General features: G+C 70.8%; 12 protein-coding genes and 1 pseudogene. 2 read left to right on the top strand and 11 right to left on the bottom strand.

What is annotated here, in order from left to right; translation table 11 throughout:
* Positions 1 to 12: 12 nt before the first annotated feature.
* The gene (locus E3O54_RS14850) at positions 13 to 1,251 is read right to left on the bottom strand and encodes a class I SAM-dependent methyltransferase (protein ID WP_134401928.1); all 1,239 of its coding nucleotides are present in this window, start codon (positions 1,249 to 1,251) and stop codon (positions 13 to 15) included.
* Positions 1,252 to 1,324: 73 nt separating this feature from the next.
* Positions 1,325 to 2,317 carry an LLM class F420-dependent oxidoreductase gene (locus E3O54_RS14845; protein WP_104100050.1) on the bottom strand — a complete coding sequence of 331 codons (993 nt, stop codon included), beginning with the start codon at positions 2,315 to 2,317 and terminating at the stop codon, positions 1,325 to 1,327.
* A gap of 86 nt (positions 2,318 to 2,403) precedes the next feature.
* On the opposite strand from E3O54_RS14845, the gene E3O54_RS14840 reads away from it, so the two are divergent.
* Positions 2,404 to 3,570, top strand: coding sequence for a glycerate kinase (locus E3O54_RS14840; protein ID WP_104100105.1), 1,167 nt, complete (start codon positions 2,404 to 2,406; stop codon positions 3,568 to 3,570).
* A 66-nt stretch (positions 3,571 to 3,636) separates the two neighbouring features.
* On the opposite strand, the gene E3O54_RS14835 is transcribed toward E3O54_RS14840, so the two are convergent.
* From E3O54_RS14835 to E3O54_RS14810, 6 genes are all read right to left on the bottom strand, one after another.
* Positions 3,637 to 4,443, bottom strand: a complete 807-nt coding sequence (locus E3O54_RS14835) for a 2,3-diphosphoglycerate-dependent phosphoglycerate mutase (RefSeq protein WP_233191263.1) — start codon at positions 4,441 to 4,443, stop codon at positions 3,637 to 3,639.
* 167 nt (positions 4,444 to 4,610) lie between these two features.
* Positions 4,611 to 5,216, bottom strand: a complete 606-nt coding sequence (locus tag E3O54_RS14830; protein ID WP_134401927.1) for a hypothetical protein — start codon at positions 5,214 to 5,216, stop codon at positions 4,611 to 4,613.
* 83 nt (positions 5,217 to 5,299) lie between these two features.
* On the bottom strand, positions 5,300 to 7,387 hold the full coding sequence (acs, locus tag E3O54_RS14825; RefSeq protein WP_233191265.1) for an acetate--CoA ligase: 2,088 nt from the start codon (positions 7,385 to 7,387) through the stop codon (positions 5,300 to 5,302).
* On the bottom strand, positions 7,378 to 8,253 hold the full coding sequence (locus tag E3O54_RS14820) for an ABC transporter permease (RefSeq protein ID WP_134401926.1): 876 nt from the start codon (positions 8,251 to 8,253) through the stop codon (positions 7,378 to 7,380). Before E3O54_RS14820 ends, acs begins: the two co-directional genes overlap by 10 nt.
* 118 nt (positions 8,254 to 8,371) lie before the next feature.
* Complete coding sequence (locus E3O54_RS14815) at positions 8,372 to 9,430, bottom strand: aliphatic sulfonate ABC transporter substrate-binding protein (protein WP_134343186.1); 1,059 nt, start codon at positions 9,428 to 9,430, stop codon at positions 8,372 to 8,374.
* A gap of 95 nt (positions 9,431 to 9,525) precedes the next feature.
* A complete protein-coding gene (locus E3O54_RS14810; protein ID WP_134343185.1) occupies positions 9,526 to 10,464 on the bottom strand; it encodes an ABC transporter ATP-binding protein in 939 nt (312 codons plus the stop codon).
* A 121-nt stretch (positions 10,465 to 10,585) separates the two neighbouring features.
* On the opposite strand from E3O54_RS14810, the gene E3O54_RS14805 reads away from it, so the two are divergent.
* Positions 10,586 to 11,422, top strand: a complete 837-nt coding sequence (locus E3O54_RS14805) for an SDR family NAD(P)-dependent oxidoreductase (RefSeq protein WP_104100056.1) — start codon at positions 10,586 to 10,588, stop codon at positions 11,420 to 11,422.
* A gap of 104 nt (positions 11,423 to 11,526) precedes the next feature.
* Here the strand turns inward: E3O54_RS14805 and E3O54_RS17055 are convergent, their stop codons facing one another.
* The 3 genes and pseudogenes from E3O54_RS17055 to E3O54_RS16685 form a co-directional block, all read right to left on the bottom strand.
* Positions 11,527 to 11,907, bottom strand: a complete 381-nt coding sequence (locus tag E3O54_RS17055; protein WP_241976926.1) for a hypothetical protein — start codon at positions 11,905 to 11,907, stop codon at positions 11,527 to 11,529.
* A 121-nt stretch (positions 11,908 to 12,028) separates the two neighbouring features.
* Positions 12,029 to 12,328, bottom strand: a pseudogene (locus tag E3O54_RS17405) (DUF222 domain-containing protein); the annotation flags it as partial.
* A partial coding sequence (locus tag E3O54_RS16685; protein ID WP_206750346.1) for a hypothetical protein occupies positions 12,289 to 12,529 on the bottom strand: 241 nt, incomplete at its 5' end. The pseudogene E3O54_RS17405 and the gene E3O54_RS16685, both read right to left, overlap by 40 nt.

Genomic DNA, 12,529 nt, shown 5'->3' with positions numbered 1-12,529 from the left:
AAACCTGACGGTTCACCGAACAGCGTCAGGTGCGTCGGGGGCATCGGCAGTCGACTGGGCCGGCGGAGAGACGGCCCGCAACCGCCAGAGCGACGTCACTTCCTTCGACCGGGCGGCGTGCAGGGGATCGGACGCGTCGGCGGCGCGGCCGTGCACGGGTTTGGCGTCCAGGCGGGCGACGACCTCGAGGCCCGCGTCCTCGATCAGGTCGAGGAGTTCGCCGCGGGAGCGCAACCCGAGGTGCTCGGCGATGTCGGAGAGCACGAGCCAGCCCTCCCCGGCCGCCTGGAGGTGGTCGGCCAGCCCGGCCAGGAAGCCCCGCAACATCCGGCTGTCGGGGTCGTAGACGGCGAAGTCGGTGGCGGTGACGGCGGACGCGGGAATCCACGGCGGGTTGCAGACCACGAGGTCGGCGCGGCCGGCGGGGAACAGATCGGCCTTGATGATCTCGACCGCACCGGCCAGCCCGAGCCGCCCGATGTTCGCGCGCGCGCAGGTCAGCGCCCGTGGCTCCTGGTCGGTGCCGACCACGTGACGGATGCCGCGTCGCGCCAGCACCGCAGCGAGCACCCCGGTGCCCGTGCCGATGTCGAACGCGGTGGCGGTCCCGGCGATCGAGCCGGCCTCAGCCGCAGAACCTCCGGCCCAGGCTGCCGGCAGCGGGGCCGTGTTCACCAGGTCGAGGTATTCGCCGCGCACGGGCGAGAACACCCCGTAGTGCGGGTGGATGCGGGCGCCGAGCACGGGTACGTCGACCCCGGTCGTGCGCCACTCGTGCGCCCCGATGACGCCGAGGAGCTCGCGCAGGGCGGTGACCGAGGCATCCGTCGCCGGGCCGTAGGTCTCGGTGCAGGCCTGGCGCACGTCGGGCGCGCGGCGGAGCGGAACGGTGTAGTCGGCGTCGAGCGGCACGAACACCAGGCCGAGCAGCCGGGAGCGGCGCAGCGCCTCGGAGCGGTAGTGCCGGAAAGCGGCGGCCAGGTCGGTGGTGGGCGCGTGCCGGCCGTGGTCGATGCGGCGGGCGAGGGCGCTGAGCAACTGGCGGGCGCCCAGGAAGTCGCCGCGCCAGAGCATGCCGGTGCCAGCCTTCGCGTGGCGGTAGGCGGCATCCGCGGTCATCGTGTCGTCGGCGATGACGACGCGTTCCGGCGGCGCCCAACCGCTCTCCGAGTGCCAGAGGGCCGACCGAGTCCGCCCGGCCTCCGCCCAGGTGATGCGGGCGGGCCTGGTCGCCGTGTTCGTGCTGGTCATGGGTTCCATCTTTGCGCGGGTGGGTTGGGGTGGGCGTGCCGGGGCCGGCGGGAGAGCACGGGGTGCGGCCCGATCAACGCAGCGCGGGCATGACCTCGCGTTCGAAGAGTTCCAGACCCGAGCGGTCGTAGGCGGCCTCCGGGAAGTAGTGGATGGCGTAACCGAGGCCGCGTGCCTTCATGCCGTTCAGGCGCTCGACGACCTGTTCCGGTGTGCCGACGCACTGCGCCTCGCCGCTGCGGTACTCGGCCATGAATGCCGCCGCGCCCTCCGAACCGAGGTAGGGGGTGACCCGGGCCTCGATGGCGTCGAGACGGTCGGCGACCTCGGCCTCCGTCGCCGCGATCACGGTGTTGTAGTTCGCCGAGCGGGTGATCGCGCCGAAATCGGTGCCTTCCGCCATGCAGTGCGCCTCGAGCAACTCGCTCTTGTGCGAGAAGCCCTCGGGGGAGCCGTCGAAGTTCGTGTAGTTCGCGTACTTCGCCGCGATCTTGAGGGTGACCTTCTCGCCGCCGCCGGCGATCCAGACCGGGATGCCTCCGTCCTGCAGTGGTAGCGGCCGCACGATGGCGCCGTCCACCTGGTAGTGCTGTCCGTCGAGGGTGGCCTTACCGGTGGCCCAGGCCTGGCGCATGATCTGCACGCCCTCGTCGAGGCGTGCGAGGCGCTCGCCGGCGCGCGGGAAGCCATAGCCGTAAGCGCGCCATTCGTGCTCGTACCAGCCGGCGCCGATGCCCATCTCGACGCGTCCGCCGGAGATGATGTCGATGGTCGAGGCGACCTTCGCGAGGTAGGCCGGGTTGCGGTAGCTGATGCAGGTGCACATCTGGCCGAGGCGCACCCGTGTCGTGGTGGCGGCGAACGCGCTCATCAGCGTCCAGGCTTCGTGGGTGGCCTCCTCGCTCGGCACCGGCACGGTGTGGAAGTGGTCGTACACCCAGATCGACTCCCACTCGCCGGCGTCGGCGTGCGCGGCGAGGCCGCTCATGGTCGCCCACTGTTCGACGGGATCGATGTCGACCAGGTCGTGACGCCAGCCCTGAGGTATGAAGAGTCCGAATCGCATGGTTTCGAGCCTACGCGGGGGTAGCGGATGCTGCGTCCTGCGCCCTGCAGTTGCAGCTGGTGCCCGGGACCGGGAAGATCAACACCATGAAGTTCGTTCTGGCCCCCGACTCGTTCAAGGAATCCATGTCGGCCGTCGAGGCCGCCACGGCCCTGGAGCGCGGCATCCGTTCCGTCTTCCCCGGCGCCGAGTGCGTGCGGGTGCCGATGGCCGACGGCGGCGAGGGCACCGTGAACGCGATGGTTGCCGCCTGTGGCGGTGAGATCGTGGAGACCGAGGTTCAGGATGCCCGCGGACGCCCGGTGCTGGCCGCCTACGGCTATGTGGCCGCCGAGCAGCTGGCGATCATCGAGGTTGCGGCGTCGGCCGGCATCCATCTCGTCGCCGCAGCCGACCGGGACGCACGCACCGCCAGCACGTACGGCGTCGGGCAGCTCATCACCGACGCGCTGGACCGCGGTGCGAGCCGGTTCGTGATCGGGCTGGGCGGCTCGGTGACCAACGACGGAGGGGCTGGCATGCTTCACGCCCTCGGCGCTCGTCTGTTCGATTCCGCCGAACGTGACCTGGACTGCGGGGGAGCGGCGCTTGCGCGGCTCTGCCGGATCGACCTGGAAGGATTCGACCCGCGGGCGCGGTCCGCGTCGTTCGAGATCGCGAGCGATGTCGCCAATCCGCTGCTCGGTCCGGGCGGCGCCACCGCCGTCTTCGGCCCGCAGAAAGGCGCCGATCCGCAGGCCGTGCGGGACCTCGAGGAGGCCCTCACGGTCTTCGCGCGGGTGCTGACCGCGGATTCCGGGCGTTCCGTGGCGGAGCTGCCCGGCGCCGGCGCGGCCGGCGGGCTCGGCGCGGCCTTCCTCGCCTGCTTCGACTCCCGCATGCGGCGGGGCGTCGAGGTGGTGATGGAGGCCGCCCTCCTCGAGCGTCGCCTGAGCGGGGCCGACTTCGTTTTCACCGGCGAGGGCAGCATCGACGGGCAGACCCTGCACGGCAAGACCCCGCTCGGCGTGGCCGAGGCTGCCGCGCGCAACGGTGTGCCCGTGATCGCGTTCGCGGGCCGGGTAGGACCCGGGTCCGAGGTGCTCTATGACCAGGGCTTCGCCGCGCTGGTGCCGATCGTTCAGGAGGTCAGCGACCTCCCGCAGGCACTGACGGATGGTCCGGCGAACCTCGAACGGGCCGCCGCCACGGTGTGCCGTATCCTCGCCCTCGGGCTGTCGGCCGGGGCGGCCCGCGGGGCGCAGACAAGCTAAGCGACGGGAGCCGGAACGTCACGGACGGCTCGAGATCACACACCCGAGCTCACAGGCTCGAGATCGTCAGGTACCGCCCTCATTCGCGAGGGTGAGGGCGGCCGCCAGCGCGGTGACGGAGTCGAGGTAGCGGCCGCCGAACGGCACGGGACGCCCCCGGGCGTCGAAACGGTAGACCAACGGCTGTCCGGTGGGCAGGTTCAGGTCGCGGATCTGCCCGTCGGACAGGCCGTCGATCACCGCGCACAGAGCCCGCAGGGAGTTGCCGTGGGCCACCACGAGCACGATCTCGCCGCGGGCGAGAAGCGGGTCGACGCGCTCGGTGAGGAAGGCATCCACTCGGGTGATGACGTCGCTGAGCGCCTCGGTGCGGTTCAGTGCGGCCGCCGGCAGCGCGCGGAACAGGGCGGTGCCGGCGAACTCGTCGTAGAGCAGGTCGCCCATGGCGGGCGGGGCCTCGGCGACCGAGCGGCGCCAGGCCACGAACTGTTCCTCGCCGAACTCGGCGCGCACATCGTCTTTGGAACGGCCGGTCAGCGCGCCGTAATTGCGTTCGTTCAGTCGCCAGTCGGCGTCGCAGCCGACCGGCGGGCGGGCCAGACCGGCGGCGACGATCGCGGCGGTCTGCCGGGCGCGTGTCAGCGTCGAGGTGAACAGGGTGACAGGTGCTGCAGCGGGTGCCGGTGCCGTGGTCATGGCCGGAGAGCCGGTGCCGGTGGTCGGTGGCCGTTCGCCCGGCAGCGCAAGGTTGAGGAGGATGGTGGCCGTGTGGGCCTCGCGGATCCCCTGATCCGACAGCGGCGCATCCAGCACGCCCGTGAACAGCCCGGCGGCGTTCGCGGTGCTCTGGCCGTGCCGCAGCACGATTAACACCCCCGTTTCACGCACGGTGACCAGCCCTGTTCGAGTCTCAGCCGGCGGATGCCTCAGCCGTCGCGGATCTTCCGCCGCTAATTCTCAGGCTACAGCCCCGCAGTGACCACCGCCCGGCGGGGAGTGGCCGGGTTGAGCGGGAGCGACTCTCGCGGAAGGGGGTGGGCTCAGAAGCCGAAATCGCCGCCGCCGAAATCGCCGCTGCCGGAGTCGCCGCCGGAACCCGCGTCGCCGCCGGAACCCGCGTCGCCGCCGGAACCCGCGTCGCCGCCGGAATCGCCGCCGGAGTCGCCGGAACCGGAGTCGGCGCCCGAGGCATCCGCGCCGCCGGAGTCCATGGGCAGGAAAGCGCTCATCAGCGTCGACGCGATGACATAGCCCGCCACGGTGCCGAGCAGGGAGCTGCCGACCATGCTGCCGAAGCTCGGCCCGCCCTGGCCCTGGTTGCCGAAGGCGCGGGTGAGGGTGCCGGGCTGGCGCAGCTCCGCCCGGGTGGCCGCCTGGGCCAGTGTTGCCGGTTCGGCGTTCGCCGGGCGCTCGCTGGCGTTGGCGTTCTCGCTTAGCTGGCGGAACAGCAGGTCGCGTTGCTCATCGTTCAGTTTGCTGAAGGCCTCCGCGTGCACCTGCTCGATCGTCTCGGGCGGTGCCGTGCGCAGTAGGTACTGATAGCGATCGACGGCGATCTCGTCGTCGGTGCGCTGCGGTGCGGCCGCGCGTCGCTGCTGTTCCGGCTGCTGGGGCTCGGTTCCGAAGAGGCGGTCGAAGAATCCCATGGTGTGCTCCTCTGGCTCGGGTCGTCTGGGGCGTTGGTCCCTACGATTCCACCCGTCGCTGGGTAGGCGCTGGAACCGTGCGCTCAGCGCTGCCGCGCGGCCGCCACGATCACGGCGATGCGGCCCGGAACCGAGTCGTCCTGGAGCGCGGTCACGTCGCCGAGCGCACGACCGGCCACGATATCGCCGAGGAGGCGACGCATGATCTTGCCCGAGCGGGTCTTGGGCAGGTCAGGCACAACGAACACCTCCTGCGGCCGGGCGACGACCCCGATGGCCTGCGTGACGTGCGCGCGCAGCAGCGGCTCGAGGGTGCCCCGGGCGGCCAGCCAGACCGCGGGGTCGCCCAGGTTGCCGCGCTCGCCGGAACCGCTGGTGGGGCGCGGTGCCGCGGCCGGGATCACGAAGGCCGCGATGGCCTCGCCTGTTCTCGCATCCGTCACGCCGACGACGCCGGCCTCGCCGACCAGCGGATGTGCGACGAGCGCCGACTCTATCTCGATCGTCGACAAGCGGTGCCCGGACACGTTGATGACGTCGTCGACGCGGCCGAGGAGCCAGATGTCGCCGTCGTCGTCGTATTTCGCGCCGTCGCCGGAGAAGAAGAAGCCCTGCTTCGCGAACCGGGCCCAGTAGGAGTCGCGGTAGCGCTCGGGGTCGCCCCAGACGGTGCGGGCCATGCCTGGCCAGGTGCCCTCGATCACGAGGTAGCCGCCGGAGCCGAACGGCACCGGCCGGCCGTGGTCGTCGACGACGTGGGTCGTCAGGCCCGGCAGGGCGCGCAGGGCCGAACCGGGCTTGAGCGTGCTGACGCCCGGTAGCGGCGCCATCACGGCGGCGCCGGTCTCAGACTGCCACCAGGTGTCCACGATGGGGGCGCTGCCAGCGCCGATGTTCTCGCGGAACCACACCCAGGCCTCCGGGTTGATGGCCTCGCCGACCGACCCGAGCAGACGGATGCTGGACAGGTCGAACTCGCTCGGCAGCCCTTCCGGGAACCACGTCATCAACGTGCGGATGAGTGTTGGCGCCGTGTAATAGGTGGTCACCCCGTAGCGCTCGATGATCTCGAGGTGCCGGCCCGGATGCGGGGTGTTCGGCGTTCCCTCGTAGATCACCGAGGTGGTGCCGTTGGAGAGCGGCCCGTAGTGCACATAGCTGTGAGCGGTAACCCAGGCCAGGTCGGCCGTGCACCAGTGCACGTCGTCGTCCTTGACGTCGAAGACGGCCCAGTGACTCCAGGAGGTGTGCGTGAGGTACCCGCCGCTGGTGTGCACGAGCCCCTTCGGAGTACCCGTCGTGCCCGAGGTGTAGATGATGAACAGCGGGGTCTCCGCGTCGAAGTACGCGGGTTCGTGCACGGGGGAGGCGAGGTCGACGCTGTCGTGCCACCAGACATCCCGGCCCGGCGTGAAGGGGATGTCGGGGGTCAGGTCGCCGGTGCGGCGCACTACGAGCACGTGCTCGATCGAGTCCACGCCCGCGACGGCCTCGTCGGCCGCGGCCTTGACCGGCACGGCCTGACCCCGGCGGAACTGGCCGTCGGTGGTCACGAGCAGCTTCGCGCCGGTGTCCTCGACCCGGAACCGCAGCGCCTCGGCGGAGAAGCCGCCGAAGACGAGCGAGTGCACGGCGCCGAGGCGCGCGATGGCGAGGGTGATGATGATGGTTTCGAGGATCACCGGCAGGTAGAGCACGACCCGGTCGCCCGGCACGATGCCGAGGTCGGTAAGCGTGTTGGCGGCGCGGTTCACCGCGCGTTCGAGTTCGGCATAGGTGATCGTTCGGCGGTCGCCGGGCTCTCCCTCGAAGTAGAAGGCGACCTTGTCACCCTTGCCGGCGGCCACGTGCCGGTCGACGCAGTTGACGGCCACGTTGAGCTTGCCGCCCGCGAACCACTCGGCGCGGGGAATGGAGAGCACGCCGTCGGCGTCCGCCCTGGCCGGCTGCCAGGTGTGGTCGGTGTGCCACGGCTCGGCCCAGTCGAGGCGGTTGGCCTGCTCGGCCCAGAACGCGATCGGATCGGCGGCGGCCCGGTCCCACCAGGTGGCGTCGACGTTGGCCTGCGCCGCGAAGGCGGCCGGGGCCGGGTAGCGCCGGGTTTCGGTCAGGAGATTCCGGATGGTGGCGCTCGCCGGATCGAACGGGGCCGGCATCGGCGTCAGGCCCATTTGCGGTTCGCCCAGCGCTCGAAGAGGCCAACGGCGGTATCCGTCAGCTTGCCGAGGATGGCGAGCAGGATGATGGCGAGCAGGATGCGGTCGATGCGGCCGTTGTTCTGGGAGTCGATCAGCAGGAAGCCCAGCCCCATCGAGGAGGCGATCAGCTCGGCGGCCACGAGGAACAGCCAGGCCTGGGCCAGAGCCAGCCGCAGCCCGGAGACCACGGCGGGGATCACCGCGGGCAGCTGCACGGCCGTGAACAGGCGCGCCCTGCGCAGGCCGAACGCGCGGCCCGCCTCCACGAGCTGACGGTCGACGTGCCGCAGCGCCGCAGACACGGTCGTGTAAACGGGGAAGAAGGCGCCGATGGCGATCAGGGTGAGCTTGGACTCCTCGCCGATCTTCAGCCAGAGGATGAGCAGGGGAACCCAGGCGAGCGACGGCACCGCCCGGATGGCGCCAAGGGTAGGGGCGAACAGTACGTCGGCGGCCCGGGACAGGCCGACCAGGGCGCCCAGGGCGATGCCCAGGGCGGCGCCGACGGCGAAACCGATGAGCACTCGCTGGGTGGAGATCGCCGCGTACTGGCCGAGCAGCCCGCTCGCGAACAGGTCGACGCCGGCCTGCCAGACCATCGCGGGGGAGGGCAGTTGGGCCATCGTGAACACGCCGAGCGCGGTGGTGAGCTGCCAGGCCGCGAGGATCAGGACCGGCAGGACCGCTCCGCCGCCGAGGGCGATCCAGCCGCGCGAGGCGAGCGGCCGGCGCGGGGCACGCGCCGTGCGGGCGGCGGGGGCGGATGCAGCGAATGCGGTGGCGTCGGGCACGGTCCGGGCCGACGTGCGCGGCAGCGTGCGGGGCACAGTCTCGGTCATGGTCGCGTCCTCTCGGTGGGTGGCGCTGGTGGGGCCGGGGTGCTGGGTGCAGGGGGTGCTGGTGGTGCGGGTGTCCGGGGCGGTTGCCCGCCCCGGACGGCGCTACGGTAATTCCTGATTACTCCGTGACGACCGACGGGTCGGCCTTCGTGGCGAAGCTGTCGTTGACGATCGTGTCGAGGGCGTCGTCGATCTGGCTCTGCGCTGCCACGTCACCGGCGGCGACGAAGGTCGGGCCGATCTTCTTCAGCACCGTGAGCTGGGCCTTGCCGGGCACGTTGTCCACGTCGAGGTTGGAACGCTCGGTGATCACCGTGGTGGCCACGGCGAGGTCGAGGCCCGAGACGCCGGCCAGGATCTCGGCGGTCTGGTTGGGGTTCTCCAGCGCCCAGGCGCGGGCGTGCTCATAGACGTCGACGACGGTCTGGGCCACATCGGGCTTCTCGGTCAGGAAGCTTTCGGTGGCGTTGAGGAACCCGTAGCTGTTGAAGTCGACGTTGCGGTAGAGCAGCTCCGCGCCGGCAGCCTCGGCACCGGCCATGATCGGGTCGAGTCCGGCCCAGGCGTCGACCGAGCCGTTCTGGAGGGCAGCCCAGCCGTCGGCGTGCTGCAGGTTCTGCACGGTCACGTCGTCGAGGGTGAGTCCGGCCTCCTCCAGAGACTGGAGCAGGAAGAAGTAGGGGTCGGTGCCCTTGGTGGCGGCGATCTGCTTGCCCTTGAGATCGGCGACGTCGGTGATCGCGGAGTCGCCGGGAACGACGAGGGCCGCCCACTCGGGCTGCGAGAAGATGTCGATGACCTGGATCGGCGAGCCGTTCGAGCGGAACAGCAGCGCGGCCGAGCCGGCGGTGGAACCCACGTCGATGGCATTTGCGCGCAGTGCCTCGTTGGCCTTGTTGGAGCCGGCCGACTGTACCCAGTTCACGGCGATGTCCTGGTCGCTGAGGGCATCCTCGAGCCAGCCCTGGTCCTTGATCACTAGGCTGAGCGGGTTGTAGGTGGCGAAGTCGATGTTGAGGGTGCCGCCGGTGGTGACGGTGGTCTTACCCGCTTCGGCGGCCTCGGCCGGCTCGGCGACCGGCTGGTTTTCACCCGCGACGCAGCCGGTGAGCAGCAGGGCGGCGGCGGTTGCGACGGCAAGGAGTGCGATTCGTGTGGTGGAGCGGTGCTGTGTCATCGGGATCTCTCAGTTGATTGGGCAGCGGATGCTGCACCCGGTGTGGGAAAGCGGTGGTGAAAGCAGTGCGGTTGTGAAGTGGTGAGGCAGAAAAGTCAGTAGGGGAAGGCCGGGATGGTAGAGGTCGCGGCGAGCCCGCGTGCCTCGCCGTGGCGGTCGATGCCGAGCCCGGCGAGAAGTCGTCCGCGCAGTTCGGCGAGTTCCGCCGAGCCGCGGTCGCGGGGGCGGGCCCCGGGAACGGTGAGTTCCTGCACGATGGTGGCGCCGGCGCCGGCGCGGGTGCCGTTGTCGGGCCGGCCGAGCAGGATGATCCGGTCGGCCAATTGCAGCGCCTCGTCGACGTCGTGCGTGACCAGGAGGACCGTCGTCGGCGCCTGGGCGTGCACGTCGAGCAGGAGGTCCTGCATCTTCAGGCGGGTGAGCGCGTCGAGGGCGCCGAACGGTTCGTCGAGCAGCAGAACGCCCGGGTTGCGGGCCAACGCCCGGGCGAGGGAGGCACGCTGCGCCATCCCGCCGGAGATGGCCCGGGGGCGGTGGCCGGCGAACGCGGCCAGACCGACCAGCTCGATCAGTTCGGCGACGCGGGCGCGGCCGGCGGCCCGCGGGGTGCCGCGGGGCAGTCCCAGTGCGACGTTCTCGGTGACGGTGCGCCAGGGCAGCAGGCGCGGCTCCTGAAATCCGACCGCGCAGCGCGGGTCGATGCCGGCGACGGGCGAGCCGTCGATTCTCACCTGGCCGATGGTCGGGGAGTCGAGGCCGCCCGCGATGCGGAGCAGAGTGGACTTGCCGCATCCGCTCGTGCCCAGAATCGCCAGCACCTCGCCGGGCCGCACCGTGAGGGAAATGTCGCGGAGTACCGGGGGTAGGGCGGTGGCCCCGCGGGTCGTGGCAGGGGCGAACGTGCGGCCGATCGCCTCGAACTCGACTGTGCAGGCCGAGTTTCCGGTCGTGGTCGTGGCCGTGGATCTGGACGCCGCGCCGCGCACGGACGCCGGATCGGCGAACGCCTCGTGTGGTGCGGCGCGGTGCGGCATGGGCGGCTTTCGGTCGAGGGAGGGGAAGAGTTGCTTGACGTTAGCCGAGGGCAGACGGATGCTGCTGGGCCGGCCGCAACCCGACGTAACACGCGGCGCTTCTTCTTGGGATGATGGGGCCATGACTCGAACCGTTTCCGGAGCCCGTGTGCTCATTACCGGTGCCGCCAGCGGCATGGGCCGCCTCTATGCCGAGCGGGCCGTCGCCGAGGGCGCGAAAGCCGTGATCCTCTGGGACCGGGACGCCGGGGCGCTGACCCGTGCGGCCGGCATCCTCGGCGATCGGGCCGGCGAGGGCACGCTCGTTGTCCCGTATGTCGTGGACATCGCCGACCTCGGCGCGATCGCCCAGACCGCCCAGCGGGTGCGCACGGAGGTCGGCGACCCGGACATCGTGATCAACAACGCCGGCATCGTGCGCGGAGCCTTCTTCTGGGAGCACGACAACGGCGCGGACACGCGGCCGACCATGCAGATCAACGCGCTCGCGCCGATGTACATCGCCCGGGAGTTCCTCCCGGCGATGATGGCCAATCGCGGTCGTGCGTCGCGTATCGTGAACATCGCGTCGGCGGCCGGGATGCTCTCGAACCCTCGGATGAGCGTCTATGCGGCGTCGAAGGCGGCCCTGATCGGGTGGGGCGACTCGCTGCGTCTGGAGCTCAAGCAGCAACGGTTCGGGCACGTGAAGGTCACGACCGTCTGCCCCAGCTACATCTCGACCGGGATGTTCGAGGGTGCCCGCGGTCCGCTGCTGACGCCGGTGATGACGCCGGAATACGTGGTCGAACGGGTCTGGCAGGCGATGCTCGCGGGCAAGCCCATGCTCACCATGCCGTGGACGGTCGTGCTCTCGAAGGTGGTCCGCGGTCTGCTGCCGCTGCCCCTGTGGGACGTCGTCGCGGGTCGCGTCTTCGGTGTCTACGGCTCTATGGACAAATTCACCGGTCGCCCCTGACCCGAGTCCCGGTGGTCGAGCCTGTCGAGACCCGGCGACCCGCCCCGCCGCCGCCCCCCACGACGCTGGTCGAGCCTGTTAAGACCCGGGACGAGAGCCGCGCCCTACAGCCCCACCCGCTTGCTCGGCAGTGCGATCAGTGTCTGTTCCGGGTCGTTCTCCACCGGTGGCCGCAGCCAGTGTTGCGTTCCGGTGCGGGTGATCTTCCACTGCTGGTTGTGCAGCAGTAGATGGTGCGGGTGGCAGAGCAGTACTTCTTCGGCGAGGTTGGTGTCTCCGCTGTCGGTGAGCCAGTCGTTGATGTGGTGGGCTTCGGTCCAGGCTGGTGATCTGTCGCAGTCGACCCACCGGCATCCGCCGTCGCAGAGCACCCGGTCGATGGTTTCCTGCGAGATGGGGACCGGGTTGCCTTCGATCTGCCCGTGAGCGGCGGGTTCGGCGGCACCCGGCTCGGCGGGTTCGGCTGTGAGGGCCTTCTCGGTCACGATCACGCGCCGCCTGGCGGCGTCCGCCGAAGACCCGGCCCGGGTCGGCCTCGCCGGCGACCTTCGGCAGCTGCACGAGGGAGTCCGTNTTGATCTGCTCGGTGCTGCGCGGGTCGTCCTGCTTTTTTTGGGCCCAGGCGGCGCGTTCCGGGTCGACGAAGCGCACTCCGCCGCGGCGGGGGCTGGTGATGGAGTCGAAGGTGGAGAGCACGAACTCGCCGTCTTCGGGGGCGAAGAGCCCGTTCAGGCGCACGTTGCCATTGCTCAGCCGGTAGACCTTCAGGTAGCGGTCGTCGTGGGCCTGCTTCTCGCGGGCGGCGATGCCGGCCTGATCGAGCCGGTCGCGCATCTGTCTCGCCCGTTTGAAGACCTCGTCGGCATTCAGTGACGGTGCCTCGGTGAGGAGCGCCGCGAGGGCCACCCGGAGCTTCTCCGCGGTAACTGCCGCGTCGATCTGGCCGAGCCGGCCCGGATAGCCTCGGCCGCGTCAACCGAGAGCGTGCCGGCGGTGACGCCCCGGGCAACCGGCGCCTGCCAGGGCACCCTCGCGGTGAACGCCGCGACGCCGACAGCATCCGCGACGTCGACAGCATCGGCATCGGCGTCGGCGTCGGGCGTCGAG

Source organism: Cryobacterium sp. TMT2-4, from assembly GCF_004402575.1.
In the GTDB taxonomy this organism is placed as follows: Bacteria; Actinomycetota; Actinomycetes; order Actinomycetales; family Microbacteriaceae; genus Cryobacterium; species Cryobacterium sandaracinum.
Note: the sequence above shows the minus strand (reverse complement) of the source record. Positions and strands in the feature narration are given on the sequence as shown.

Excerpts from the sequence above, each read along its gene's own strand:
- E3O54_RS14850 (WP_134401928.1), bottom strand. The coding sequence starts at position 1,251 with ATGACCAGCACGAACACGGCGACCAGGCCCGCCCGCATCACCTGGGCG.
- E3O54_RS14845 (WP_104100050.1), bottom strand. The coding sequence starts at position 2,317 with ATGCGATTCGGACTCTTCATACCTCAGGGCTGGCGTCACGACCTGGTC.
- E3O54_RS14840 (WP_104100105.1), top strand. The coding sequence starts at position 2,404 with ATGAAGTTCGTTCTGGCCCCCGACTCGTTCAAGGAATCCATGTCGGCC.
- E3O54_RS14830 (WP_134401927.1), bottom strand. The coding sequence starts at position 5,216 with ATGGGATTCTTCGACCGCCTCTTCGGAACCGAGCCCCAGCAGCCGGAA.
- acs (WP_233191265.1), bottom strand. The coding sequence starts at position 7,387 with ATGGGCCTGACGCCGATGCCGGCCCCGTTCGATCCGGCGAGCGCCACC.
- E3O54_RS14820 (WP_134401926.1), bottom strand. The coding sequence starts at position 8,253 with ATGACCGAGACTGTGCCCCGCACGCTGCCGCGCACGTCGGCCCGGACC.
- E3O54_RS14815 (WP_134343186.1), bottom strand. The coding sequence starts at position 9,430 with ATGACACAGCACCGCTCCACCACACGAATCGCACTCCTTGCCGTCGCA.
- E3O54_RS14810 (WP_134343185.1), bottom strand. The coding sequence starts at position 10,464 with ATGCCGCACCGCGCCGCACCACACGAGGCGTTCGCCGATCCGGCGTCC.
- E3O54_RS14805 (WP_104100056.1), top strand. The coding sequence starts at position 10,586 with ATGACTCGAACCGTTTCCGGAGCCCGTGTGCTCATTACCGGTGCCGCC.